Origin of the sequence: Georgenia sp. SYP-B2076 (assembly GCF_003991205.1) — a bacterium.
Lineage (GTDB): Bacteria > Actinomycetota > Actinomycetes > Actinomycetales > Actinomycetaceae > Georgenia.
Window position 1 is genome coordinate 49852 of the sequence record NZ_RXOZ01000007.1, and the last position, 24978, is coordinate 74829.

Below are 24978 nucleotides of genomic sequence, written 5' to 3' on the forward strand. Positions count from 1 at the left end.
CCCCGCCGGGCTTGGCGTGCGCCCAGACTGGCCCCGCGGCGGCACCGAGTGCGCCGCCGCGCAAGGCGCCGCCCCGGGATCACGAGGTCGAACATCTGCGGCGAAATCGCCGGTTTGGGACCACTACCTCGCCGCAACTGTTCGACCTCGACGCAAAGGTTCGACCTCGCGATTACGGCGGCCAGCCGGTGCGCTCCGGCCAGGTAGCGCCGACAGCCGTCCACCCGCCGTCCACCCGCCGTCCCTCCATCGTCACCGCACCCCCGCCCGCCCATCGCGTGAGCGGCGCCACACCACCGGGCGCGCGGGCCGGGCCGCCGGTAGCGTGGCCGCTGACCGCTGCAACCTAGGAGCTGATCCCCCCATGCCTGCCGGAGCGCATGACTTCGTCGTCGTGGCCAACCGTCTTCCCGTCGATATCACCGTCCAACCAGACGGCTCTCTGACCTGGGAGCGCTCCCCCGGCGGCCTCGTCACCGCGCTGGCCCCGATCATGCAGAAGAACGCCGGCGCGTGGGTCGGCTGGTCCGGCACCGCCGGCTTCGAGCACGAGCCGTTCGATGGCGACGGCATGCGCCTGTGGCCGGTGCCGCTGAGCGAGCAGGAGATCGCCGACTACTACGAAGGCTTCTCCAACGGCACACTCTGGCCGCTGTACCACGACGTCATCGTCGAGCCGGAGTTCCACCGCACGTGGTGGAACTCGTACGTCTCGGTGAATCGCCGCTTCGCCGCGGCGGCCGCAGAGGCCGTCGCCCCGGGCGGCACCGTGTGGGTGCACGACTACCAGCTCCAGCTCGTCCCGTCCGTGCTGCGGCTGTTGCGCCCGGACGTGCGGATCGGCTTCTTCAACCACATCCCCTTCCCGCCCGTGGAGATCTTCAGCCAGCTCCCCTGGCGCCGGCAGGTCCTCGACGGCCTCCTCGGCGCGGACCTCGTGGGGTTCCAGCGCCCCGGGGACGCCTCGAACTTCCTGCGCGCCACCCGGCGCCTGACCGACTTCCAGGTGCGGGGGCCGCAGGCGACGATCCCGGGCCGCTGGTCGCGGCCGGACCGGCAGGTCCGCGCGCAGGCCTTCCCGATCTCCATCGACGCGGCCGCCTTCGACGAGCTGGCCCGCACCCCGGCGGTGCTCGCCCGGGCCAAGGAGATCCGCAAGGAGGTCGGCAGCCCCGACGTCCTGCTCCTGGGCGTGGACCGGCTCGACTACACCAAGGGCATCCGCCACCGGCTCAAGGCCTTCGGCGAGCTCCTCGAGGACGGCCAGCTCCGCGTGCCGGAGGCCTCGATGGTGCAGGTGGCCAGCCCGTCGCGTGAGCGCGTCGAGCAGTACCAGACGCTGCGCGACGAGGTCGAGGTCACCGTCGGCCGCATCAACGGCGACTTCGGCACCCTCGGGCGGGCAGCGGTGCACTACATGCACCACTCCTACCCCGTCGAGGAGATGGCGGCCATGTACCGGGCCGCCGACATCATGCTCGTGACCTCGCTGCGCGACGGCATGAACCTCGTGGCCAAGGAGTACGTCGCCGCCCGCAGCGACCTCGGCGGCGCCCTCGTGCTCAGCGAGTTCACCGGCGCGGCCGACGAGCTCACGCAGGCGCTGCTGATCAACCCCCACGACATCGACGGCACGAAAGCCACGATCATGCGCGCCATCGGCATGGACGCCAAGGAGGGGCGCCGCCGCATGCGGAGCATGCGCCGCCGGGTCCTCGAGCACGACGTCCAGCGCTGGGCCGACGACTTCCTCGGCTACCTCGCGATGTCCGCGCCCAGCGTCGCACCCGCCGCGGACCTGGCCGGGGGCGCGGACGGCGCCGCCCCGGGTGGTCCCGACGGCGAACCTGCCGCCCCGGCGGCCACCGACAGCACCGAGAGCGCGGCCCGCTCATGACGACGACACCGGACCCCGGCGCCCACGACCAGCTCGTCGGGCCGCGCGGCGCGGCCGGCGAGCCGGACGCGGCCGGTCCCGACGCCGGCGTCCCCGGCCCCGGCGTGGGTGCGCCGCTGTTCACCGCCCACCTCGAGGAGGGCCTCGACCGCGCGCTCCGCGACCTCACCCGGGCGCCGCGCCTGCTGGTGGCCCTCGACTTCGACGGCGTCCTCGCCCCGCTCGTCCTGGACCCGAAGGACTCGCGGGTGCTGCCGGCGTCGGCCGCCGCGCTGGCCGAGCTCGCCCCGCTGGACGGCGTCGACGTCGTCCTCGTCTCCGGCCGCGAGGCCACCGACCTGATCCGCCTCGCCGAGGTCCCGCCGGGGACCCGCGTCATCGGCAGCCACGGCGCCCAGTTCGGCCGCACGGTCACCTCGCCCACCGGCGAGACGGTCCTGGAGGCCGAGCCCGTCGGGCTGACGGCGGAGCAGGCGGCGCTGCGCGCGGAGCTGCTGCGCGAGACCGAGGCGCTGGTGGCCGGCGCCGAGGGCGCGTGGGTGCAGGCCAAGCCGGCCGCCGTCGTCCTCCACACCCGCCAGGCGGCCCGGGACGACGCCGCCCGCCTCACCCGGGCGGCGGTGGACGGGCCGGCCGCCCGGCCCGGCGTCACGACGATCGTGGGCAAGGAGGTCGTCGAGATGGCCGTCCTCGACGTGACCAAGGGCGACGCCCTGGTCCGCCTGCGCGACGCCGTCGGCGCCGATGCCGTCCTGTACGCGGGGGACGACACCACCGACGAGGACGCGTTCGCGGTGCTCGGCGAGGGCGACGTGAGCATCAAGGTCGGCGACGGCGAGACCGGCGCGGCCTACCGGGTCACCGATCCCGACGAGTTCTCCGCGGTCCTGCTGCGCCTCGTCGAGCTTCGCGGCCACGCCACGGACACGCGCCCGTAACCCTGCTGTGACACTATGAGCCCAACGCGGTCGTGAATTTTCGCGGGTGCGCTGTGTCAGAGCGGACACGACCTGGCACCTTCACAACGGATCGTCCGGCACGTACCTGCCGGTGAAGGAGTGTGTATCACCATGGCCTCTGTCACCTTCGACAAAGCCACCCGCGTCTACCCCGGCGGCGAGCGCCCCGCGGTGGACGCCCTCGACCTGGAGATCGCCGACGGCGAGTTCCTCGTCCTCGTCGGGCCGTCCGGCTGCGGGAAGTCCACCTCGCTGCGGATGCTCGCCGGGCTGGAGGACGTCAACTCGGGGCGGATCTTCATCGGGGACCGCGACGTCACCGACGTCCAGCCCAAGGACCGTGACATCGCCATGGTCTTCCAGAACTACGCGCTGTACCCGCACATGTCCGTCGCCGACAACATGGGCTTCGCCCTGAAGATCGCCGGCACCCCCAAGGCCGAGATCGAGACCCGGGTCAAGGAGGCCGCCAAGATCCTCGACCTGACGGAGTACCTCCAGCGCAAGCCGAAGGCCCTCTCCGGCGGGCAGCGCCAGCGCGTGGCCATGGGCCGCGCGATCGTGCGCCAGCCGCGCGTGTTCCTCATGGACGAGCCGCTGTCCAACCTCGACGCCAAGCTACGCGTGCAGACCCGCACCCAGATCGCCTCGCTCCAGCGCCGCCTCGGCGTCACCACGGTCTACGTCACCCACGACCAGACCGAGGCGCTGACCATGGGCGACCGCATCGCGGTGCTCAAGGACGGCGTCCTGCAGCAGGTCGGCACGCCCCGGGAGATGTACGACACCCCGGCGAACGTGTTCGTCGCCGGGTTCATCGGCTCCCCCGCGATGAACCTCGGCGACTTCAAGGTCGCCGAGGGCGAGGCCGTGCTGGGCGAGGCCCGGGTGCCGCTGAGCCGCTCGACGATCAGCGCGCTCACCGCCGCCGACGACGGGAAGGTCATCGTCGGGTTCCGTCCCGAGTCCCTCGACCGGGTCGCCGTCCCCGAGCCGGGCACCATCCCCGTCTCGGTGAACCTGGTGGAGGAGCTCGGCTCCGACGCCTTCGTCTACGGCGAGCTGCACGGCTCCCGCGAGCTGTCCGAGCACCTCGGCTCGGGCGAGGACTCGAGCCAGGTCATCGTGCGCATCGACCCGCGTGACGTGCCGATGAAGGGCGACCTCATCCACGTGCGCATCCGCCAGGGCGAGCAGCACGTGTTCTCCTCCGCGACGGGCGAGCGCCTGCCGCAGTAGCCGCGTCCCTCCCGGATGTCCTCCGGAGGAGATTCCTCAGCCCTACGCCGAGGTTTCTCCTCCGGAGCGCACGGCCGGGCCCGCCGCCGCCCGCCCCGCTGTCCCGCCGGCCAAGCCCGCGGTGCGGGGTCTCGACGTCGGCGCCGGGACCCGGACGCACCTCACACCCCCGCCGGCCGCCGATCGTCGTCCCCGCACGTCCGACCTGGGAGAATCACCCCATGGCCCAGCAGCTGCAGATCACCGCCGCGAGGGTGGACCCGGCGCTGCTCGACCTGCCCTGGGAGGTGCCGCTGGAGGAGTGGCCCGCCGACGTCCTCGCCGCCCTGCCGCGCGGCCTGTCCCGGCACGTGGTCCGCTTCGTCAAGCTCTCCGGCCGCGTCATCGCGGTCAAGGAGATCGGCGAGAAGGTCGCCCACCACGAGTACGACCAGCTGCGGGCCCTGAACCGGCTGGAGACCCCCGCCGTCGAACCCCTCGCCGTCATCACCGGCCGCTCGGCCCCCGACGGCGAGCCGCTGAACTCGGCGCTGATCACCGAGCACCTGCAGTACTCCCTGCCCTACCGCGCCCTCTTCAGCCAGTACATGCGCCCGGAGACGGCGGACCGGCTCATCGACGCCCTCGCCGTGCTCCTCGTGCGCCTGCACCTGACGGGGTTCTACTGGGGCGACGTGTCACTCTCCAACACCCTGTTCCGGCGCGACGCCGGCGCGTTCGCGGCCTACCTCGTGGACGCCGAGACCGGGGAGCTCCACCCCGACCTCACCCGGGGCCAGCGCGCCTACGACGTCGACCTCGCGCGCACGAACATCATCGGCGAGCTCATGGACCTGCAGGCCGGCGAGGTGCTCGACGAGGACGTGGACGTCATCGAGGTGGGCAACCAGATCGTCGAGCGCTACGAGTCCCTGTGGGCGGAGCTCACCCGCGAGGAGTCCTTCGAGGCCGGCGAGCGCTGGCGCGTGACCGAGCGGATCAACCGGCTCAACGCCCTGGGCTACGACGTCGGCGAGCTGACCATCACCACCGACATCGAGGGCACCACGGTGAGCATCCAGCCCAAGGTCGTCGACGCCGGGCACTTTCACCGCCAGATGATGCGGCTGACCGGGCTCGACGTGCAGGAGAACCAGGCGCGCCGCATGCTGAACGACCTCGACTCCTACCGGGCGGTGCACGACCGGCAGAACGACGACCTCACCATGGTGGCGCACGACTGGCTGGCCGAGGTGTTCGAGCCCACCGTGCGCGCGGTGCCACGCGAGCTGCGTCGCAAGCTGGAGCCCGCGGAGATCTTCCACGAGGTGCTCGAGCACCGGTGGTTCATCTCTCAGCAGCAGCAGCGGGACGTGCCCATGGCCGAGGCGGTCCACTCCTACACGGAGAACGTCCTGCGCCACCGGCCCGACGAGCGGGCCTTCCTCCACCACGGCGGCATCGCGGACGACCCGAACGACTTCTAAGCCCGCGCGCGACGCGACGCTGCCGCGTCCTACCGCCGTCCGCGGCGCACCAGCGCGGCAACGGCAATGCCGGCGGCGACGGCGCCCAGCCCGGCGAGCGCGCCGCGCGCGACCCACCGCGACGTCGGCCCCTCGAGCACCGGCATGGCGGGCCCGTGCTGCTCGAGGGCGAGGCGGGCCGAGCTGGCGGCGGCGCGGCCGAGCCGCTGCGCCGGGTGGGTCACAGAGCCGGGCAGCTCGTCCGGGGTGATGTGCCCCTCGAGGATATCGGTGACCTCGGCCGGCAGCCCCAGGGCCGCGACGAAGGCCGCCAGGCCGGAGGGCCCGGTCATGGCGAGCGCCGCGGCGACGGCGTCGGGGTCCGCGCCCGGCACGGCGGCGACGAACGCGGCCACGTCGTCGGCGTCGCCGAGGAGCCGGTGGGTCAGCTCACGCATCGCGTCGCCGGAGGCGATCCCGGTCCGCGGCCCGACCGGGGGCGAGCCCGCGCTGGGGCCCGCGGCGCCGTAGACGAACCGGCTGCGCATGGCCCAGCTGTGCACCACCGCGCCCTCGACCTCGTCGGTCTCGGAGTCCTCCGGCGCCGGCAGGAGCAGGGCGCTGCGGTCGTCCTCGTCGACCTGCAGGCGCAGGACGGGGTAGGCGTCGGCGTCCCAGCCCAGCACGCCGAGGTCCCGGCCGGGCCCGGCGGTCACCAGGAGGCGCCGGGTCTCCTCGCCCACGGGGTGCTCGAGCACCGTCACGGCCCGCTCGAGGAGCGTGGCGTGCAGCGGCGCCTGGTGCGCGTGCATCGGGGTGAGCACCACGGTGCGGGCGTCGTGGATGTCGTCGGTGACCGTGGGGAGCGGGTCCGCCGTCGCCGGCTCGGTCCCGACGGCAGCACCGTCACCGCCGGCCGTATCCCCGGGCGCGCGGTGGGCGCCGCGCCGGTCCTCGGGTGGCACGCCGTCCACGAGCACGTCGGCGTCGAACGCCCGGTCCAGGTCGGCGGCCATCGTCGCCAGGGTCGGGCCCGGGACGACGTCGTCGCCGCGGGTGACGGCGACGTGGCCGTCGGCGTCGGCCAGCACCGCCACCGACAGGAAGTGACTGGTCGCGGGGTACCACTCCAGGCGCGCGACCACCCGGGCCGCGCTCAGGTGCTCGGCCACGGCGGCCGGGTCGATCGCGGCCGCGACCATCACCCCGTCGGTGCGGGTCCAGCTCTCGGCGGTCACGGCTGACGACTCCTTCGGGCGCGGGGTCATACGGCGGGCTGGGCGCGGCGCCGGGAGACCTCGTACAGGGCGATGCCGGTGGCGACGGAGGCGTTGAGCGACTCCACCGACGCGGCAATGGGGATGGACGCGACGACGTCGCAGGTCTCGCGCACGAGCCGGCTCAGGCCCTTGCCCTCGGAGCCGGTGACGACCACGAGCGGCTCGGACGCCAGCTCCAGGTCGCCGACGGCGACGGGGCCCTCGCCGTCGAGCCCGACGACGAAGCAGCCCGCCTCTTTGAGCTCCTTGAGGGCGCGCACGAGGTTCGTGGCCCGCGCGACGGGCACGCGGGCGGCCGCGCCGGCGGAGACCTTCCAGGCGGTGGCGTTGACGCCGGCCGAGCGCCGCTCGGGCAGCAGCAGGCCGTCCGCGCCGAAGGCCCCGGCGCTGCGCAGGACCGCGCCGAGGTTGTGCGGGTCGGTCACGCCGTCGAGGGCGACGATCAGCGGCGGGTGGTTGGCGCGCTCCGCGCGGGCGAGCAGGTCGGAGACGTCCCGGTAGGCGTACGCGGGCACCTCGATGGCCACGCCCTGGTGCACGGCGCCGTCGGTGAGCCGGTCCAGGTCCGTCCGGGTGACCTCGAGCAGGGGCGTCCCGAGCGCGGTGGCGGTGCGGAGCACCTCGGCGACCCGCTCGTCGGAGGCCATGTTGCCGGCGAGGAAGACCTTGCTCAGCGGGACGCCGGCCCGGACCGCCTCGGTGACGGGGTTGCGCCCGGTGATGATCTCGTGGTCGCCGGGGATGCCGAGGGCCGCGCGGACCCGCTCGGCCGTCGCGCCGGCCTGGGCGGCCTCGCGCGCGCCGCGGGCGGCGGGGGCGCGGCCGGGTGTGCGCCCGGTCTTGGCCTCGTCCCGCTCTGCGTGGGCCTTGCGCTTGGCCGCGACGTGATAGGGCCGCTCGGCGGCCTTGGGCGTGGGCCCGCGCCCCTCGAGCTTCTTGCGGCGCTGCCCGCCGGAGCCGACGGTCTGGCCCTTCTTCGACCCGGGCTTGCGCACGGCTCCGCGTCGTTGTGAGTTACCAGCCATCAGTTCTTCCCCTTCAGTTGCCAGCGTGCGCCGCCGGCAGAGTCTTCGACCACGATGCCGGCGTCGGCCAGCTGGTCGCGCAGCGCGTCGGCCCGCGCCCATTCCTTGTTCTTGCGCGCCTCGACCCGCTCCGAGAGCACGGCGGAGACGAGGGTGTCGAGCGCCGCGTGCGGGGCGCCGTCGGCGCCCGCGAGCCGCGAGCCGGCGCGCCAGGGCTCGGCGAGCGGGTCGAGCCCGAGGACGTCGAGCATGGCCCGGACCTGGAGCTGGGCGGCGCGGGCGGCGACGTCGTCGTGCTCGGCGAGGGCCGTGTTGCCCGCCCGGAGCTGCTCGTGGATGACGGCGAGCCCGGCCGAGATGTTCAGGTCGTCGTCCAACGCCTCGACGAAGGCGGCCGGCAGCTCGGCCGGGCCCTGCTCGGCGACCTCCTCGGCCGGGACCTCCCCCACCGTCTCGACGGCGCGGGCGACGAAGTTCGAGAACCGCTCCCAGGAGCCGGCGGCCTCGGCGACGGTGACGTCGGAGAACTCCACCGTGGAGCGGTAGTGCACCGTGCCGAGTGCGTAGCGCAGCACCGGGGCGCTGGTGTGCTCCAGGACGTTGGCCACGATCAGGGAGTTGCCGAGCGACTTGCTCATCTTCTCCCCGCCCACGGTCACCCAGGCGTTGTGCATCCAGTGCCGCGCGAAGCCGTAGCCGGCGGCGTGGGACTGGGCCTGCTCGTTCTCGTGGTGCGGGAAGCGCAGGTCGATGCCGCCGCCATGGATGTCGAAGGTCTCCCCGAGGTACCGCTTCGCCATGGTCGAGCACTCGAGGTGCCAGCCCGGCCGGCCGCGCCCGAACGGGGTGGGCCAGCTCGCGGTCTCCGGCTCGCCGGGCTTGGTGGCCTTCCACAGGGCGAAGTCGCGCGGGTCGCGCTTGTCCGGCTCGACGTCGGCCTCGTCGTCGCCGACGGACATGTTCTCCAGCGACTGGCGGGTCAGCGAGCCGTACTCGGGCAGCGAGCGCACGTCGAAGTACACGTTGCCCGCGTTGCCGACGTAGGCGTGCCCGCGCTCGACGAGGCGCTCCATGAGCTCGACCATCTCGGTGACGTGACCGGTGGCGCGCGGCTCGTAGGTGGGCCGCCCCACCCCCAGCGCGTCGTAGGCGTCCGTGAACTCCTGCTCGAAGCGGTAGGCCCAGGCCCACCAGGGCCGGTCGGCGTCGGCGGACTTCGCGAGGATCTTGTCGTCGATGTCCGTGACGTTGCGGATGAGGGTCACCTCGTCGCCCGAGCGGCGCAGCCAGCGCACCAGCACGTCGAACGCGATCGCGGCGCGCATGTGGCCCACGTGGGGGGCTCCCTGGACGGTCGCCCCGCACAGGTAGATGCCGACCTTGCCCGGTTGGAGGGGGTCAAGGGCGCGCACCGACCTGGTCGCGGAGTCGTAGAGTCGCAGGGTCACCCCTTTAGGCTACCGGCGACCGGTGTCATGCCTCCCCTCCCCAGGATGGTGAGCGGTCATCTCCTGACCGAACGGTCCCCCACCGGGTGAGACTTCGGGCACGTCCGGGACGCCGCGGCGGCGCATCGCGAACCGGTCACCGCACCGGCGGCGCCACGTGCTGCCCTCCGGGCGGGAGCGCGTTCAGCGCGCGCGCCCACGAAAGCGGTGCAACTCTTGTTCAGAACCGCTTCACGATTGTCGCGATGCGGTACGGACAACGCTTCACGACTGGAGATCCATCGATGACTGCCCCCCACACGCCCACAACGGGCCGCGGACAGTACGCCCCTCGTCGCGCCAAGACCACAGGGCTCGCCACGGCCGCCGCCGGCATCGTGGTGTTCAACATCTCGCCGTTCCTGAACTGGGTGAACCCCGGGGGCGGCGCGGACCCGAGGACCGGCTATGAGACCGACTCCCTCGTGCCCTTCATCGCCTACCTCGGCCTGGGGCTCCTCGCCGCCCTGATCTACGCCGGCAAGAGGGCCCGCCGCGGCCAGCACCGCGGCCTCACCCTGGTCTCGATGGCGGTCGGGATCGCCGCCACGATCCAGTGCCTCGCCTTCGCGCTCAACCCGATGGGTGGGCTCGAGCGCGGTGACGACCTGTCGTCCGACATCGGGGTCTATGTCGGCCTCATCGGCGCGCTGATCTGGGCCATCGGCTCCTACCTGTTCGCCAAGGAGATCGAGGGCGACGACGAGGACGTCGTGCACGACGACCGCGACGCTGCCCGCAACCGCTGACGCGAACCTGACTTAGATCCTGTCCAGGACGGCGAAGAATGCCGTCCGCGGGCCCGGACGCCGCCCACGCATGGAGATGCGCGGGCGGCGTTCGCGTTCCCGGGCGTGGGTCGGCACGACCGCCGTCAGGCGCGCACCCACGGGATCGGTCACATGCGGGCGGACGTGGTCAGGCCGGCGCCGCACCCTCCCCCCGCAACGGATGTTCACCGCGCCGCCGCCCGACGGCGCTACCGTGCGCTCGTGAAGAACCTCAGCACGCCGTCGCTCGGCGCATCCGACGCCCCCTCCCCGGACGGGTCGCCCGCCGCGGGCCGCGGCCGGTTCGGCTGGCCCGTCTACGCGTGGGGCCTGTGGGACTGGGGATCGGCCGCCTTCAACGCCGTCATCACGACGTTCGTCTTCACCGTCTACCTCACCTCGGACGCCTTCGGGCCGGGCGCCAGCGCGACGCTGGGGTGGGTGCTCGCCGGCGCCGGGATGCTCGTCGCGATCTTCGCGCCCGTGTCCGGCCAGAGCGCCGACCGCTCGGGGCGGCGCACCTTCTGGCTGACCGTGAACACCCTCCTGGTGGTGGCCGCGTCGGCGGGCATGTTCTTCGTCGCGCCGTCGCCGGACTTCCTGTGGCTGGGCATGCTGCTGCTGGCGGCCGGCAACATCTTCTTCGAGCTCGCCTCGGTCAACTACAACGCCATGCTCAACCAGATCTCGACCCCGGCCACGGTCGGGCGGGTGTCCGGGCTCGGCTGGGGGCTGGGCTACATCGGCGGCATCGTGCTGCTGCTCATCGTCTACTTCGGCCTCATCAAGCCGGAGGTGGGGCTGTTCGGCATCACGGGCGCGGACGGCCTGGACGTGCGCGTGACGATGCTCATCTGCGCGGCGTGGACGCTGCTGTTCTCGCTGCCCGTCATCCTCACCGTCCGGGACAAGAAGGCCCCCCGCTCGGCGACGACGCGCACCGGGCTGGTGGCCTCCTACCGGCTGCTGTTCCGCTCCATCGCGGACCTGTGGCGCGCCGACCGGAACACCGTCTTCTTCCTGCTCGCCAGCGCCGTCTTCCGCGACGGCCTGGCCGGGGTCTTCACCTTCGGCGGGGTGATCGCCGCGGGCACGTTCGGGTTCAGCGCCGGCCAGGTCATCATCTTCGGCGTCGCCGCCAACCTCGTGGCCGGGGTCGCGACGATCCTCTTCGGCGCCCTCGACGACCGCATCGGGCCCAAGCGCGTCATCGTGCTCGCGCTGGCGGCCATGGTCCTCGCGGGGACCGCCGTCTTCGTCTTCCACGACGCCGGCCAGAAGGCGTTCTGGGTCCTCGGCCTCGTGCTGTGCATCTTCGTCGGGCCCGCGCAGTCCGCGTCGCGGACCTTCCTGGCCCGCCTCATCCCGGCCGGCAAGGAGGGCGAGGTCTTCGGTCTCTACGCCACCACCGGCCGCGCCGTCAGCTTCCTCGCCCCGGCCGCGTTCTCGGTCTTCCTCACGCTCGGTGCCGCGGCGACCGGCGCCGCCACCACCGACGAGGTGCAGTACTGGGGCATCCTCGGCATCGTCCTCGTGCTCGCCCTGGGGCTGGCGCTGCTGCTGCCGGTCCGCCCGCACGCGGGGACGCGCGCGCCGAGACGCGGTCGGTGAGGCGGCACTGACGCGCCGCCCGCCGTCTACTCAGGCCGCCTCGAGGGGCGCCCGCGCCACGAGCGCGGTCGCCACGGCGGCCACCCCCTCGCCCCGGCCCGTGAAGCCGAGCGAGTCGGTGGTGGTGGCGCTCAGGCTCACCGGGGCGTCGAGCGCCTCGCTCATGGCCTCCTCCGCCTCGGCCCGCCGGGGGCCGATCTTGGGCCGGATCCCGATAACCTGGACGGCGACGTTGCCGATCTCGTAGCCCGCCTCCCGGACGCGGCGGGCCGTCTCGGCCAGCATGCTGGCGCCCGACGCGCCCGCCCAGCGGGGGTCCGACGTGCCGAACTGCGTCCCGAGGTCCCCCAGCCCGGCGGCGGAGAACAGGGCGTCACAGGCGGCGTGGGCGGCGACGTCGGCGTCGGAGTGCCCCTCCAGCCCCGTCACGCCGGGCCAGGTGAGGCAGGCCAGGCGCATGGGGCGCCCTGAGCCCTCGGGTGCGAAGGCATGGACGTCCGTCCCGATCCCGGTGCGCGGCAGCTGCATGACGCTCACGGTAGCGGTGCGCCGCCCCTGCATTCCGGGACCCTTCGCATCGCGGAGCGGCACCCTCCGCTGCGAGGACTTGACCGGTCACGGGAGGAGGGGGGGTATGTCCTCCACCAGGATGTGCGCCAGGGCCAGGTCGCGGGGGGTGGTGATCTTCATGGCGCGCTCGTCGCCCGGGACCACCCAGACCGGCTCGCCGAGGGCCTCGACGAGCCCGGCGTCGTCCGAGGCGGCCACGGACTCGTCCGCGGCCAGCGCGGCGCCGGCGGCGTGGGCGGCCGCGAGCAGCGCGCGGTCGAACCCCTGCGGCGTCTGCACGGCCCGCAGGCGCGTGCGTTCGAGGGTCGCGCGCACGGGCCGGGCGCCGCTCGCGTCGGGCTCGCCGACCTCCTTGACGGTGTCCGTCACCGCCAGGGCCGGGACGACCGCGCGGTGCCCGCCGCGGACGGCGGCCTCCACCGCGCGGACCAGGCCGGGCGGCGTCAGGCACCGGGCGGCGTCGTGGACGAGGACGACGTCGACGTCGTCCGCCAGGGCCGCGATGCCGGCGGCGACGGAGGCCTGCCGGGTGGCGCCACCGGCCACGACGGTGGCCGGCAGGTCGCTCCCGGGCACCAGGCCGCCCGCGAAGAGCGCCTGGAACCCCCCGACCTCGAGGGGCGGGACGGTCACGACGACGGCGCTGAGGCAGCGGGCCAGCGCGAGGCCCTGGGCGGCGCGGACCACGAGCGGGACGCCGGCGAGCTCGACGAGCGCCTTGGGGACGGCGTGGCCGAGCCTGGAACCGGAGCCGGCTGCCGTGAGCACGGCGGCCGTCGTCACCGCGCGGCGGCCGGGGACGCGGTGGTCAGGACCGGCACGTCAGGAGGCGAGGACCTCGTCGAGCAGGGCCTCGGCCTTGACCTCCTCGGTCTTCTCCGCCAGGGCGAGCTCGGAGACGAGGATCTGGCGGGCCTTGGAGAGCATGCGCTTCTCGCCGGCGGAGAGTCCCTTGTCGGAGTCGCGGCGGGAGAGGTCACGCACGACCTCGGCCACGCGGATCACGTCACCGGAAGCGATCTTCTCCACGTTCGCCTTGTAGCGGCGGGACCAGTTGGTGGGCTCCTCGGTGAACGGTGCACGCAGCACCTCGAAGACCTTCTCCAGGCCTTCCTTGCCGACGACGTCGCGGACACCCACGAGGTCGACGTTCTCGGCGGGGACCTGGATCGTCAGGTCTCCCTGGGCGACGCGCAGGTGCAGGTAGAGCTTCTCTTCCCCGCGGATCGTGCGCTTCGAGATGTCCTCGATGAGCGCGGCTCCGTGGTGCGGGTAGACGACGGTCTCGCCGACTGCGAAGGTCATTTTCCGGTGCTCCCTAGGTCGTGAGGACACCCATTCTAACATGCCAAAATGGCTGAATTCTGCGGCTCGTGAGCAACCAGACAGCCGCCCTCCCGGCACAGGGTCCGCGCCCGGAGGGCATTTGCGGCGCCACGACGGGGCAGACACGGCCCGCCGTGGGCCGGCCCGGGCGGTGCGCTCCGGTAGCCTCGGCCTGGGAGAGCGCTGTGCCGGGCTCCTCCCCCGACACCGATGAAGGAGACTTTTCGTGGCTCGCACCACCCGCCGCTCGCTGATCGCCGCTGCCGCCCTGGGCGCCTCGCTCGTGCTGGCCGGGTGCTCGGTCGCGAACCCCATCACCACCCAGGGCGCCTACGCCGCCAGCGACGGGGTCCGCGCGGAGCTCGGCGGCGTCACGGTGGAGAACCTCCTGATCCTGACGGAGGGAGAGGGCGAGACCGGGCACGTGCTCGGCTCGATCGTCAACCACACCACCGAGCCCGTGCAGGTCACCCTCACGCTCGGCGAGAACGGCGGCTCGATCCCCTTCCGGCTCCCCGCCGAGGGCACGGTCAACCTCACCGACGAGGGCACGGCCCTCGAGAGCGTCGACGTGCCGGCGGGCGCCGTGCTGCCGGGGAGCATCTCCACCAGCGGCGCGGGCTCGGTCAGCGTGCCGGTGCCCGTGCTCGACGGCACCATCCCGCCCTACGACGAGTACCTCGCGAGCCGCTGACCTGGCCCGCCCGACGGCTCCTACTCGGACGCCCGACGGTTCCTACACGGACGGCGTGACGAGCTTGTAGCCGAGCCCCCGCACGGTCTGCAGCATGGCGGGGCGGGCCGGGTCCTCCTCGATCTTGGCGCGCACACGCTTGACGTGGACGTCGAGCGTCTTGGTGTCGCCCACGTAGTTGGCGCCCCAGATGCGGTCGATGAGCTGGCCGCGGGTGAGCACGCGGTCCGGGTTGCGCAGGAATAGCTCAAGCAGGTCGAACTCCCGCAGCGGCATCGCCACCGGCTCGCCGTCGACCTGCAGCTCGTGGCGGTCGACGTCCATGCGCACGCGGCCCGCCGCGAGCACCGCCGGCTCGCCGTCGCCGTCCCCGCCGCCGCGGCGCAGCACCGCGTGCACCCGGGCGACGAGCTCGCGGTAGGAGTACGGCTTCGTGACGTAGTCGTCCGCGCCGAGCTCGAGGCCGACGACCTTGTCGATCTCGCTGTCCTTGGCGGTCAGCATGATGATCGGCACCGAGCCGCGCTGCCGCAGCTGGCGGCACACCTCGGTGCCCGAGAGCCCGGGCAGCATGAGGTCGAGCAGCACGAGGTCCACCCCGCCTCGGTCGTACGCGGCGATGGCGGCCGGCCCGTCGGCGACCGCGACGACGTCGTACCCGTCCCGTTCCAGCTTGAACGTGAGGGGCTCGCGGTAGGACTCCTCGTCCTCCACCAGCAGGATCGTCGTCATCGGTGCTTCTCCTCCATCTTCAGGTCACCGGGCCGCGCGGCCACGGTCTGCTCGGCGCGGCCGCCGCCGTTGCTCTCCGCCTCGGCGACCGGGCCGTACGCCTCGGGCAGCACCAGGGTGAACGTGGAGCCCTTGCCCCGCGTGGACCACAGCTCCACGCGCCCGCCGTGGTCGTTGGCGATGTGCTTGACGATGCTCAGGCCCAGGCCGCTGCCGCCCGTCTCGCGCGAGCGCGCCTCGTCCAGCCGGTAGAACCGCTCGAAGATGCGCTCACGCTGGCCCTCCGGGATGCCGGGGCCCTGGTCGACGACGGCGATCCGCACCAGGGCGTCGGCGCGCGAGACGCCCACCGACACGCGGCTGGTGGGCGGGGCGTACCGGATGGCGTTGTCGAGCAGGTTGCGCACGGCGGTGGTCAGCAGCCCCTGGTCGCCGTAGACGCGCAGCCCCTTCGCGCCGCCGAGGACGAGCGTGACGTTGCGGGACTGGGCCTCCACCCGGACCCGGTCCACGGCCTCGGCGACGACGTCGTCGACGGCCACGAGGGCGGAGTCCACCAGGGCGTCGGGCTCCTGGAGCCGGGACAGCTCGATGATCTCCTGGACCAGGGTGGCCAGCCGGCGGGACTCCTTGCCCATCCGCCCGGCGAAGTGGCGCACGGTGTCGGGCTCGTCCGCGCAGTCCGCCACGGTCTCGGCCAGCAGGGACAGGGCGCCGACCGGGGTCTTGAGCTCGTGGGAGACGTTGGCGACGAAGTCGCGGCGCATCTCCTCCAGCCGGCGCGTGGCGGTGCGGTCCTCGGCGAGCAGGAGCACGCGCCCGGCCTTGAGGGGCGCGACGCGGACCTGCATGCGCAGCGTCCCCGCGCCCTCGACCGGCCCTCGCGTGAGCGTCACCTCGGCGTCGCGGATCGCGCCGTCGCGGCGCAGCGCCGCCACCATCTCGCGAAGCTCGGCGTGGGCGAGGGCGTCGTGGCGCACCAGCCCGAAGCTGTAGGCGGAGGCGCTCGCCCGCATGACGTCGTCGTCGGGCTCGAGCACCACCACGGCCTCGGGCAGCACGGTCAGGACGGAGACGACGTCGTCCTCCATCTCCGTCGCCGCAAGATGGGTGCCGGTCCTGCGCCGCTCACGCTCGCTGAACCGGAAGGCGAACCCGCCCGCGGCCCCCACGAACAGCCCGAGCAGCGCGACGCCCACGAGCTGCCAGATGTCCACGCCCAGAGCGTAGGCCCCGGGCGGCGAGTTCACCGAAGGCCACCCGCACAGGTCACCGGCCGTTCACCGGCGCGCCACCGCTCGTACATGTGTCCGCGCTTGACTACTTTAGGAGTAGATATGCCCACAGGGGTGCAGCTGAGGTAGGGAGCCACGGTGCGAGAGATATTCAAGCAAGAGATGCTGCAGGTGGGCGAGGATCTGCTGCGCATGGCACAGCACATGGCCACGGCCATCGACGATGCCACGACGGCGCTGCGCACCGCCGACCTCACCCTCGCGGAGCAGGTCATCGATGCCGACCAGCGCATCGACGAGATCCAGCGCCGCCTGGACGACCACGGCATCTCGCTCCTGGCGCGCCAGCAGCCGGTCGCCACCGACCTGCGGATCGTCGTCTCCGGCCTGCGCCTGTCCTCCACCATCGAGCGCATGGGCGACCTCGCCCGGCACGTGGCGTACGTGGCCCGCGGGCGTTACCCCGAGCTGGCGACGACGGGGCAGATGCGGGACGTCCTCACGGAGATGGGTGTCCAGGCGACCAAGGTCGGCAAGCAGGTGGTCCAGCTCCTCGAGAGCCGCGACCTCTCCCTCGCAGCCGCGATCGAGCACGACGACGACGTCCTCGACGAGCTCCACCGCCGGTCGTTCACCGTGATCCTGGACGAGTCGGAGCCGATGACGCGTCAGCAGCTCGTGGACGCGGTGCTGCTGGGCCGCTACCTGGAGCGCTTCGGCGACCACGGCGTCTCGGTGGCGCGCCGCGTCTCCTACCTCGTCACCGGGGACGCCAGCAAGGCCGTCGTCAGCCCGGAGCAGCAGGACGCGCCCGTCGACTGACCGACCCGCGGACAGCAAGAAGGCCCTCGCAGCGCGCTGCGAGGGCCTTCTTGCTGTCCGGCGCTTGCCGGTGCGTTCGGGTGGCTACTTGCCCTGGTTGGCGACGGCCGCGATGGCCGCCGCGGCCGCGGCCGGGTCGAGGTACTTGCCGCCGGGGAGGGTGGGCTTGAGGTTCTCGTCGAGCTCGTAGAGCAGCGGGATGCCGGTGGGCACGTTCAGCCCCGCGATGGCCTCGTCGGAGACGCCGTCGAGGTGCTTGATGATCGCGCGCAGGGAGTTGCCGTGCGCGGCCACCAGCACGGTCTTGCCGGCCCTCAGGTCCGGCACGATCTCGGCGTCCCAGTAGGGCAGGGCGCGCTCGAGGACGTCCTTGAGGCACTCGGTGCGCGGGATCGGCTCCCCGGCGTACCGCGGGTCGGCGTCCTGGGAGAACTTCGAGCCGAGCTCGATCTCGGGCGGCGGCACGTCGTAGGAGCGGCGCCACTGCATGAACTGCTCCTCCCCGTACTCGTCGCGGATCTCCTTCTTGTTCTTGCCCTGGAGGGCGCCGTAGTGGCGCTCGTTCAGGCGCCAGCTGCGCTTGACGGGGATCCAGTGCCGCTCCGCCACGTCGAGGGTGAGGTTGGCGGTCATGATGGCCCGGCGCAGGAGGGAGGTGTGCAGGATGTCCGGGAGGATGCCGGCGTCCGCGAGCAGATGCCCGCCGCGCCTGGCCTCCTCCGTCCCCTTCTCGGACAGCGGCACGTCCACCCAGCCGGTGAACAGGTTCTTGGCGTTCCACTCGCTCTCGCCGTGGCGGAGCAGTACCAGCGTGTAGGTCATGGCGACCATTGTTCCACCTGTGCCCGCACCCGCCCAGGACATCCGGCCCGAGACCCGCCCCCGCCCCCCGGCCCCCCGGGCCCGACAGGTCAAGTACCGACATCCCGCCTGGCCGACGCCCACCCGTGGCCGACCGGTCAAGTACTGACACCCCTCCCACCCAGGGGCGTGGCAGCACGAGGGCTCTCACGGCGACGGCCGGCTCCCCACGTGGGGAGCCGGCCGTCGAAGCCCGTCGTGAGGAAAGCGGTCAGTTGGCCTTCTCGTACGCCTCACGGATCTCGGCGGAGATCCGGCCGCGCTCGGAGACCTCGAAACCGTTCTCCCGTGCCCACTCGCGGATCTTGCCGGCGTCCGAGGCGGACGTCGCGGGTCGCGCCGCGCCGCGCCGCGCCGGGGTCCGGCGTCCACCCGCACGCCGTGCGTGCCCGACCCACTCCGCGAACGACTCGCGCAGCGCCTTGGCGTGCCCGTCGGAGAGGTCAATCTCGTAGGAAATGCCGTCGAGGGCAAAGGTAACGGTCTCGTCCGCGGTGGAACCGTCGATGTCGTCCACGAGGGTGACTTGCACCTTCTGCGCCATGGTGGTGACCTTTCTTCTCATCATTCCGGGCTATCCCCGGGAGCGAGGCCCCCGGCGCGCGATGTCATCATCGTCATCGCGAAGCCTATTTGCCGCGAGAAGAATTGTCACGTTTACGACGACGGCGGGATCAACGTGCCGCTCGCGGGGGAGGCGTTGTTAGCCGCCGTCTCCTCCTCGAGCCGCTTGATGGCGTTCCGCTCATTACGGTCGGCGTTCACGAGGGCGCGGATCACCACATAGAAGAGAAATCCCGTGCCGATGGAAGGCAGGAGCGCCACGACGTAGTCCACCCCGAGAGTGTACGTCCACACCGTGGCCCCCGGCCCGGCGAGCAATACCGCCGAGACGCTCGGGATCGTTGAAGAGGTGGGCGCCGCCGCCCGCGGGGCCGACCGGGGCGTACCGCAGCCGCACAGCTGGTCCGCCGCCCGCCTGGCGCGCGCGCTCACTCGCGCCTGACGGCTGGGATCGCGGCAGACCGCACCCGTCGACCACCCGCCGAGCGTACCCGGCCCGCACGACGACCCCCGGCTGGGCGCGCGCCTGCAGGAACAACGCCTGAGGGTGATGTCGCGCGAACAATAGACCCACGCGGCAATTAGCCCGACCGACGTCAGTTTCCCGACGGCGGCCCTCGGCTCGGGCGCGTCGCGCGTCCGGACGAGAACCTACCCGCACACCACCCCGCGCCATAAGCAATACCCCGTGTCCGGAACATTGTTGCTCATGTCACAGATATCAGACGGAACCTCGTTCAAACCGACGTCCATTCCAGCCGTGCACACGGGGACCCTATAACGCAGCAACCTGTGAGCTTCCCGAACGGCGCAGCCACCGTTCCGATATCGCAGGCGTCACTGCGTCAACGCCCGGCGCAAAACCCCGACCGGCGCCTTGAGGCCACCACATTGGCCGAAGCCCCTTCCAGACATTGACCGCCCCGGGCACCTCGGTGGGAGCAACGCCACGAGAGCGCCACACGTCTTCGCAGGGCATCTGGCACCGACGCCCCGCGACCCCCGGCCGAACCAGCCTGGGACCGGCCGACGCCGTCCCCAAACTGCGAGACGGGCAGGCACCGTCCGATTCAGACCCGCCCACGCCGACCGCACCCGGCGGCCCAAACCGGGCACATTCCGCCCGCCCGGACGAGCGCCACCGAGCGGACCTGCACCGATGTGCCGACGGACCCGCGAAGGTACGGATCACGGCATCGCGGAGGTGATTCATGTCACATCCGACCGATTCGATCCGGACGATACCGCCGGGCTATTGTCCTGCCGTTACCTCTTCGTTACCAAGTGGTGGCGCCCCTGACGAGGCGCACCACTGATGCCCTCCCTGGAGTTTTCTCTTGTTCAGACGTGCCCTCGGCATGCTCGCCGCCACCTCCGTCGCCGCCTCCGTCGCCCTCACGGCGAGCCCCTCGATCGCCTCGACGGGAGGTGCGGGCGGCGCGTTCACAGATCGCACCTTCCAGAGCTTCACCGCCTCCAACGGCCTCTCCTCGAAGTACCACGTATACGCGGAGGGCATCGCCACCGACAAGCCGGTCGGGATCATGCTTCAGTTCCACGGCGACGGCGCGTACGAGTTCCAGAACCCGTCGTCGTCCTACTCCCTCGGCGGGTCCGACGGCATCGTCGCCCAGGCCCGCGAGCACGGGATGATCACCGTGCCGGTCCTCTCCCCCGACAAGGCCGGCTCGATCACGTGGTGGGAGGACGGGGCGAAGAACGCCACCTTCGTCAGCGACCTCCTCAACCAGCTCTACAGCCAGTACAACATCGACAAAGAGCGCGTGTGGCTCGTCGGGTACTCGGGCGGCAGCCAGTTCATCACCCAGTACTTCATGCCCAAGCACTCCAGCATGATCGACGGCGGCGGATCCGTCGTCTTCGGGGGCGGCGGCTCCCCCCGCGTGGCCGCCACGACCGCCGACGCCGGGCTCACCGCCGACTTCCCCATGCACTGGTACACCGGCCAGAACGACAACGGCAGCTACAACGCCCTCCGGGACGCCCAGAGCGGCTCGTCCTGGTACCAGGGCCAGGGCTTCACCACCTCGCTGGAGTCCCCGGCCGGCGTGGACCACAACCTCTCCGGCACGTTCGGCACCGTCGTCGGCCAGCAGCTCGACGCGCACGACGGCGGCCCGACGACCGGCGGCACCACCGCCCCGGCACCGGCCCCCGCGCCGGCGCCGGCGCCGGCGCCCGCCCCGGCACCGTCGGACGGTGGCGCCGAGCCGACCACCGGATCGAGCGCTCCCAAGGGCGGCGCGCCCGCGACCCCGGCGCCGACCACGCCCGCAACCCCGGCCCAGCCCGCCACGCCGGCCCCGGCCCCGCCCGTGACCGCGCCCGCCGAGCAGCCCGCCGCGGAGCACGCCGTGACCGTCACCAAGAGGGGCGCGAAGCTGACGATCGACACCCCCAAGGGCTCCGGCCGCCTCGTGTTCCGCGTCTCCAAGAAGCCCATCACGGGCCACGGCGGCTGGTACAAGTACACCGGTCGCACGGGCGAGGGCGTGAAGCTGGAGATCCGGCGCGCCCTGACCCCCGGCACCGAGTACTACTACCAGGTCGAGCAGGGCAAGGACCGCACGGTCCTCGCCACCGGGACGTTCACCACGAAGGGCTGAGTGGCGGCCCGCGGCGCTCGTCGCCGCGGACGGCCCCCCTCGACGACGGCCCCCGTGCTGCCCCAGGCAGCGCGGGGGCCGTCGTGGTCCCCGGCCAACAGTCGGTGCGCCTCCCGTACCCGCAGCCGGACGGGCGCCCTGATGAGTGTCTCGGAACCCTCCGGTCGGTGTCGCCGGGCAAGGAAAAGGCCCGGATTCCGTAGGAATCCGGGCCTCCCGGGTGGAGCCGCCTCGGGGAATCGAACCCCGGACCTATTCATTACGAGTGAATCGCTCTGCCGACTGAGCTAAGGCGGCGCGGCGTCCGATCGTGTCGGACGCAGCGCAGACCACCCTACCCGGGCACGGGCGCCCAGGACAAAATCGGGAGGCGGTCCGGGGCAGTGACGTGCGGCACGTCCGCCGCGATCAGCAGGTCAGCCCGTCCACGGGCTTCTCCCCGTCGATGAGGAACCGGTCCACCGCGGACGTGATGCAGGCGTTGGAGCGGCCGTAGGCGGTGTGCCCCTCACCCTCGTAGGTGACGAGGAAGCCGCTGTCGAGCTGGTCGGCCAGGGCCTGGCTCCACTCGTAGGGCGTGGCGGGGTCGCCGGTGGTGCCCACGACCATGATGGGCGGGGCGCCCGCGGCGGCGATCGGCGCGCGCTCGCCGGTCGGCGCCCCGGGCCAGTCGGCACAGAGCATCTCGCTGTAGCTCAGCGCGGACCCGAACGTCGGCGACGCCTTCTCGAGCTCCTTCGCCTCCGCCTTCCAGGTCGCCAGGTTCCCCTCGGCGCCGAAGTCGGCGCAGTTGATGGCCCAGTTCGCCTCCGTCGTGTTGGTCGGGTAGGTCCCGTCCGCCTTCCTGCCGGCCATGAGGTCGGCGAGATAGAGGAGGGTCGAGCCGTCGCCGTCGTGCATGGCCTGGTCGAGCGCCTGGGACAGGACCACCCAGCTGGCGCTGTCATACAGGGGGGCGATGATCCCGGCGAACGCGAGGGAGGCCGTGAGCTCGCGGCCGTCCGACGTCGGCAGCGGTGTGTCCGCGGTGACCTGCAGCAGGGTCCGGATCTGGCCGACGCCGTCGTCCACGGTGCCGCTCAGCGGGCACAGGGACCCGGCGAGGCAGTCCTCGACGTAGGCGCGCAGCGCGTCCTCGAAGCCGACGGCCTGGGCGAGGGTCGTCTCGTGGGAGTCGAGGGAGGGGTCCATCGCCCCGTCCAGGACGAAGTGGCCGACGTTCTTGGGGAACTGCTCGGCGTAGGTGGCGCCGAGGTAGGTGCCGTAGGAGTAGCCGAGGTAGTCGAGAGTCGTCTCGCCGAGCACGGCGCGCAGCACGTCCATGTCCTTCGCGGCGGAGACCGTGTCGACCTCGGACAGCTCGTCCCCCGACTTCGCGGCGCACCCCTCGGCGATGAGCTCGGTGTCCGCTGCGTAGGCGGCGAGCCCCTCCTCGGTGTCGGTGTCGTAGTCGGCGGCGCGGATCCGGTCGAGCTCGGCGTCGCTCACGCAGTCGATCGGCGCGGAGGCGCCGACGCCGCGGGGGTCGAAGCCGACGATGTCGTAGGCGGCGCGCAGGTCCTCGCTGAACCTCTGGTTGGCGAACGCGGGGTCGGCCAGGTCGGTCCCGGGACTGCCGGGGCCCCCGGGGTTCACCAGGAGGTTGCCCACCCGGGCCCCGTCCTCCGCGCTGAGCAGGCGCTTGACGGCGATGGTGATGCTTTTCGCACCGGGGTTGTCGTAGTCGAGGGGGACGGAGACGTCGGCGCACTCGACCTTCTCGCCGCACCCCTCCCACGCGACCTCCTGCCCGTAGTACTTCTCCAGGCCGCTGGGCACGGCGCCCGGGGTCTCGCGGCCGGCGGACGTGGTGGGGGTGGCGGGGCCGTCCGTGCCCGTCCCGGCGGAGCAGCCGGCCAGGAGGAGCGCGCCGGCGGCGAGGGCGGCGAGGGCGGATACGGCGGACGTACGGCGAGAGCGGGGCACGTCACCACGCTACCGGGCGGCCCGCCGCACCCGGCCGCCCGGACCCTGCCCGCCGCCCGTGCGGGCGCGGCGCCACGTGCCAGTGCGGCGGCAACGCCGACTTAGGGGCAGGTGGCGCCGACGGGCGGCAGGACGCCGTCGAGCAGGTAGGCGTCCACGACGTCGCTCACGCAGGGGGCGCCGGGCCGGTAGCTCACGTGCCGACCACCCCCGACCGTGAGCAGGCGGGAGCTGGCGAGCTGGTCGTCGAGGGCGCGGGCCCAGGCGTACGGGGTGACCCTGTCCCCGGTGGCGGCCACGAGCAGGACCGGTCCGGCGCCCGCGGCGGAGACGGGGTGCCGGCGGGCCGCTTCGTCGCGCGGCCAGCGGGCGCAGCCAACCTCGCCGTAGACCAGCAGCGGCCCGAACGATGGCGAGAGCTCGGTGAGCGCCGCGGCCTCGCCGGCGAGGCGGTCCGGGTCGTCGTCGCTGGGGAAGTCCGCGCAGAGGACCGCACCGAACACGCCCGCGCGCATGGTCTCCGCGTGCGTGCCCCGGACCATGAGCCCGTCGAGGTGCGCGCGCAGCACGGTGCCGTCGTCGTGGGTGAGGATCTGGTCGAGCCCGCGCACAAGCTCGAGCATGCCGTCGTTCTCCTGCGCGAGGCTCGCGGCGGCGAGGACGGCCTGCCGCCCGGTCAGGCCGCGCCCGTCCGCGGTGGGCACGGGGGTGCGGTTGGCCTCGGCGACCATCGCGTTCACCTGCGCGACGCCGTCGTCCACGGTGCCCGTCAGGGGGCAGCCGGCGGCGGCCTGGCAGAGCCCGACCACGCCGCGCAGGACCTCCTCGAAGTCCCGGGCGTGCGCGCGGGTGAGGTCGCCCATGCTCATCGCCGGGTCCACCACCGCGTCGAGGACCATCCGGCCCACGCGGGACGGGAAGGCCTCCGCGTACAGGGCGCCGAGGTAGGTGCCGTAGGAGGCGCCGTAGAAGTCCAGGCGCTCCTGGCCCAGGGCCGCCCGGAGGACGTCCAGGTCGCGCGCGACGTCGGCGGTGCCCACGTGGGTGAGGAGCGGGCCGGTCATCGCGGCGCAGGCGTCCGCGAAGTGCTCCGCCTTGGTCAGGGCGGTGTCACGGCCGGCCGCGGTGGTCAGGTCGAGGTCGGGCACGCCGAGGTTGGCCGGTGACGGGCACCAGACGGGGCTGGAGTCACCCACGCCGCGTGGGTCGAACCCGACGATGTCGTAGTGCGCGCGCAGCTCGCGGCTGAAGAACCTCCCGGCCCGCGCGGCCATCTCGACCCCCGATGTGCCGGGGCCGCCGGGGTTGACCACCAGGGCGTCCCGGGCCGGGGACGTCGACCGGACGGGGGATGTCGCTCCGGCGCGCCGGACGGCGATCCTCGCCGTGCGGCCGTCGGGGTGGGCGTAGTCGACCGGCACGATCAGGTTGGCGCACTCCTGGGTGTCGCAGGGCCTCCAGCGCAGCTCCTGCCCGTAGTAGGCGGCGAGCGCCGGGTCCGCCGGCGCGGCGGGGCCCTGATGTGACGGCCCGCCGTCCGCGCCGGGCGACGGCCCGCCCTCCGCGGCACGCGACGGCGCGCCTGCCGCAGACGACGGCCCCGCCGGCCCAGTGGTGCCCGCGTCGCCGTCCGGCCCGGTGGTGCAGGCACCGAGCAAGAGGGCGAGGATCCCGAGGACAGCGGCCGCGTGAGGGCGCCATCGTGCCACCCACCCAGGGTAAAACGCGTGTTCACGGCCGGGCATCCCCTCGATCGGGGGCGCCGCGCCGGCGGTCCGCGCCGCGCCGGCCCCGCGGGCGGGCGCGCACCAGGGACCCGAACGCGTCGCCGTCGGCGAGCAGCGGGGTGATGTCCCTGAACAGCACCCC

At 72.9% G+C, this 24978-nt stretch carries 22 protein-coding genes and 1 tRNA gene; 9 read left to right on the forward strand and 14 right to left on the reverse strand.

The features are described 5' to 3' along the window. Positions 1–364: 364 nt before the first annotated feature. The 4 genes from EJK16_RS03820 (at position 365) to EJK16_RS03835 (ending at position 5561) form a co-directional block, all read left to right on the forward strand. Complete coding sequence (locus EJK16_RS03820; RefSeq protein WP_127126519.1) at positions 365–1897, forward strand: trehalose-6-phosphate synthase; 1533 nt, start codon at positions 365–367, stop codon at positions 1895–1897. Next, entirely contained in the window at positions 1894–2835 is a 942-nt protein-coding gene (gene otsB / locus EJK16_RS03825) for a trehalose-phosphatase (protein WP_127126521.1), read from the forward strand. Before EJK16_RS03820 ends, otsB begins: the two co-directional genes overlap by 4 nt. A 132-nt stretch (positions 2836–2967) precedes the next feature. Next, positions 2968–4095 (forward strand): ABC transporter ATP-binding protein, encoded by a 1128-nt coding sequence (locus EJK16_RS03830; protein WP_127126523.1) that lies wholly within the window; start codon positions 2968–2970, stop codon positions 4093–4095. 221 nt (positions 4096–4316) lie between these two features. Continuing rightward, a complete protein-coding gene (locus EJK16_RS03835) occupies positions 4317–5561 on the forward strand; it encodes a DUF4032 domain-containing protein (protein WP_127126525.1) in 1245 nt (414 codons plus the stop codon). A gap of 29 nt (positions 5562–5590) precedes the next feature. On the opposite strand, the gene EJK16_RS03840 is transcribed toward EJK16_RS03835, so the two are convergent. The 3 genes from EJK16_RS03840 to cysS are packed head-to-tail and all read right to left on the reverse strand — an operon-like array spanning position 5591 to position 9293. Further along, the gene (locus EJK16_RS03840; RefSeq protein WP_127126527.1) at positions 5591–6778 is read right to left on the reverse strand and encodes a hypothetical protein; all 1188 of its coding nucleotides are present in this window, start codon (positions 6776–6778) and stop codon (positions 5591–5593) included. Positions 6779–6804: 26 nt separating this feature from the next. Then, positions 6805–7845, reverse strand: coding sequence for a 23S rRNA (guanosine(2251)-2'-O)-methyltransferase RlmB (gene rlmB / locus EJK16_RS03845; protein WP_127126529.1), 1041 nt, complete (start codon positions 7843–7845; stop codon positions 6805–6807). Then, positions 7845–9293, reverse strand: a complete 1449-nt coding sequence (gene cysS, locus EJK16_RS03850; RefSeq protein WP_127126531.1) for a cysteine--tRNA ligase — start codon at positions 9291–9293, stop codon at positions 7845–7847. Before cysS ends, rlmB begins: the two co-directional genes overlap by 1 nt. A 284-nt stretch (positions 9294–9577) precedes the next feature. Between cysS and EJK16_RS03855 the strand changes: the two genes are divergently transcribed. Together EJK16_RS03855 and EJK16_RS03860 are read left to right on the forward strand one after the other, a co-directional pair. Then, on the forward strand, positions 9578–10081 hold the full coding sequence (locus EJK16_RS03855) for a hypothetical protein (RefSeq protein WP_127126533.1): 504 nt from the start codon (positions 9578–9580) through the stop codon (positions 10079–10081). A 243-nt stretch (positions 10082–10324) separates the two neighbouring features. Continuing rightward, a complete protein-coding gene (locus tag EJK16_RS03860) occupies positions 10325–11713 on the forward strand; it encodes an MFS transporter (RefSeq protein ID WP_240645755.1) in 1389 nt (462 codons plus the stop codon). Between the two features lie 30 nt (positions 11714–11743). Here the strand turns inward: EJK16_RS03860 and ispF are convergent, their stop codons facing one another. From ispF to EJK16_RS03875, 3 genes are all read right to left on the reverse strand, one after another. After that, the gene (gene ispF / locus EJK16_RS03865; protein ID WP_240645756.1) at positions 11744–12241 is read right to left on the reverse strand and encodes a 2-C-methyl-D-erythritol 2,4-cyclodiphosphate synthase; all 498 of its coding nucleotides are present in this window, start codon (positions 12239–12241) and stop codon (positions 11744–11746) included. Between the two features lie 87 nt (positions 12242–12328). Next, on the reverse strand, positions 12329–13051 hold the full coding sequence (ispD, locus tag EJK16_RS03870; protein ID WP_240645757.1) for a 2-C-methyl-D-erythritol 4-phosphate cytidylyltransferase: 723 nt from the start codon (positions 13049–13051) through the stop codon (positions 12329–12331). A 54-nt stretch (positions 13052–13105) separates the two neighbouring features. Continuing rightward, a complete protein-coding gene (locus EJK16_RS03875) occupies positions 13106–13588 on the reverse strand; it encodes a CarD family transcriptional regulator (protein WP_127126542.1) in 483 nt (160 codons plus the stop codon). 247 nt (positions 13589–13835) lie between these two features. Here EJK16_RS03875 and EJK16_RS03880 point away from each other — a divergent pair, with 247 nt between their 5' ends. Next, positions 13836–14303: a hypothetical protein gene (locus tag EJK16_RS03880; protein WP_127126544.1), complete on the forward strand. Its 468-nt coding sequence runs from the start codon at positions 13836–13838 to the stop codon at positions 14301–14303. A 42-nt stretch (positions 14304–14345) separates the two neighbouring features. Here EJK16_RS03880 and EJK16_RS03885 read toward each other — a convergent pair whose 3' ends face one another. Beyond that, a complete protein-coding gene (locus EJK16_RS03885) occupies positions 14346–15035 on the reverse strand; it encodes a response regulator transcription factor (RefSeq protein ID WP_127126546.1) in 690 nt (229 codons plus the stop codon). After that, complete coding sequence (locus EJK16_RS03890) at positions 15032–16252, reverse strand: cell wall metabolism sensor histidine kinase WalK (protein WP_205739584.1); 1221 nt, start codon at positions 16250–16252, stop codon at positions 15032–15034. Before EJK16_RS03890 ends, EJK16_RS03885 begins: the two co-directional genes overlap by 4 nt. A 156-nt stretch (positions 16253–16408) precedes the next feature. Between EJK16_RS03890 and phoU the strand changes: the two genes are divergently transcribed. Beyond that, a complete protein-coding gene (phoU, locus tag EJK16_RS03895) occupies positions 16409–17092 on the forward strand; it encodes a phosphate signaling complex protein PhoU (RefSeq protein WP_127126548.1) in 684 nt (227 codons plus the stop codon). 84 nt (positions 17093–17176) lie between these two features. Here the strand turns inward: phoU and EJK16_RS03900 are convergent, their stop codons facing one another. From EJK16_RS03900 to EJK16_RS03910, 3 genes are all read right to left on the reverse strand, one after another. Beyond that, positions 17177–17914, reverse strand: a complete 738-nt coding sequence (locus tag EJK16_RS03900) for a phosphoglyceromutase (protein WP_127126550.1) — start codon at positions 17912–17914, stop codon at positions 17177–17179. 250 nt (positions 17915–18164) lie between these two features. Further along, a complete protein-coding gene (locus EJK16_RS03905) occupies positions 18165–18497 on the reverse strand; it encodes an Lsr2 family protein (RefSeq protein ID WP_127126552.1) in 333 nt (110 codons plus the stop codon). Positions 18498–18610: 113 nt separating this feature from the next. Then, positions 18611–18790 (reverse strand): hypothetical protein, encoded by a 180-nt coding sequence (locus EJK16_RS03910; RefSeq protein ID WP_127126554.1) that lies wholly within the window; start codon positions 18788–18790, stop codon positions 18611–18613. A 1064-nt stretch (positions 18791–19854) separates the two neighbouring features. Here EJK16_RS03910 and EJK16_RS03915 point away from each other — a divergent pair. After that, a complete protein-coding gene (locus tag EJK16_RS03915; protein ID WP_127126556.1) occupies positions 19855–21144 on the forward strand; it encodes a hypothetical protein in 1290 nt (429 codons plus the stop codon). A 221-nt stretch (positions 21145–21365) separates the two neighbouring features. On the opposite strand, the gene EJK16_RS03920 is transcribed toward EJK16_RS03915, so the two are convergent. The 3 genes from EJK16_RS03920 to EJK16_RS03930 form a co-directional block, all read right to left on the reverse strand. After that, positions 21366–21441, reverse strand: a tRNA-Thr gene (locus tag EJK16_RS03920). Between the two features lie 111 nt (positions 21442–21552). Next, positions 21553–23109: an alpha/beta hydrolase gene (locus EJK16_RS03925; protein WP_127126558.1), complete on the reverse strand. Its 1557-nt coding sequence runs from the start codon at positions 23107–23109 to the stop codon at positions 21553–21555. Between the two features lie 101 nt (positions 23110–23210). Next, entirely contained in the window at positions 23211–24818 is a 1608-nt protein-coding gene (locus tag EJK16_RS03930; RefSeq protein ID WP_164737189.1) for an alpha/beta hydrolase, read from the reverse strand. Positions 24819–24978: the final 160 nt, after the last annotated feature.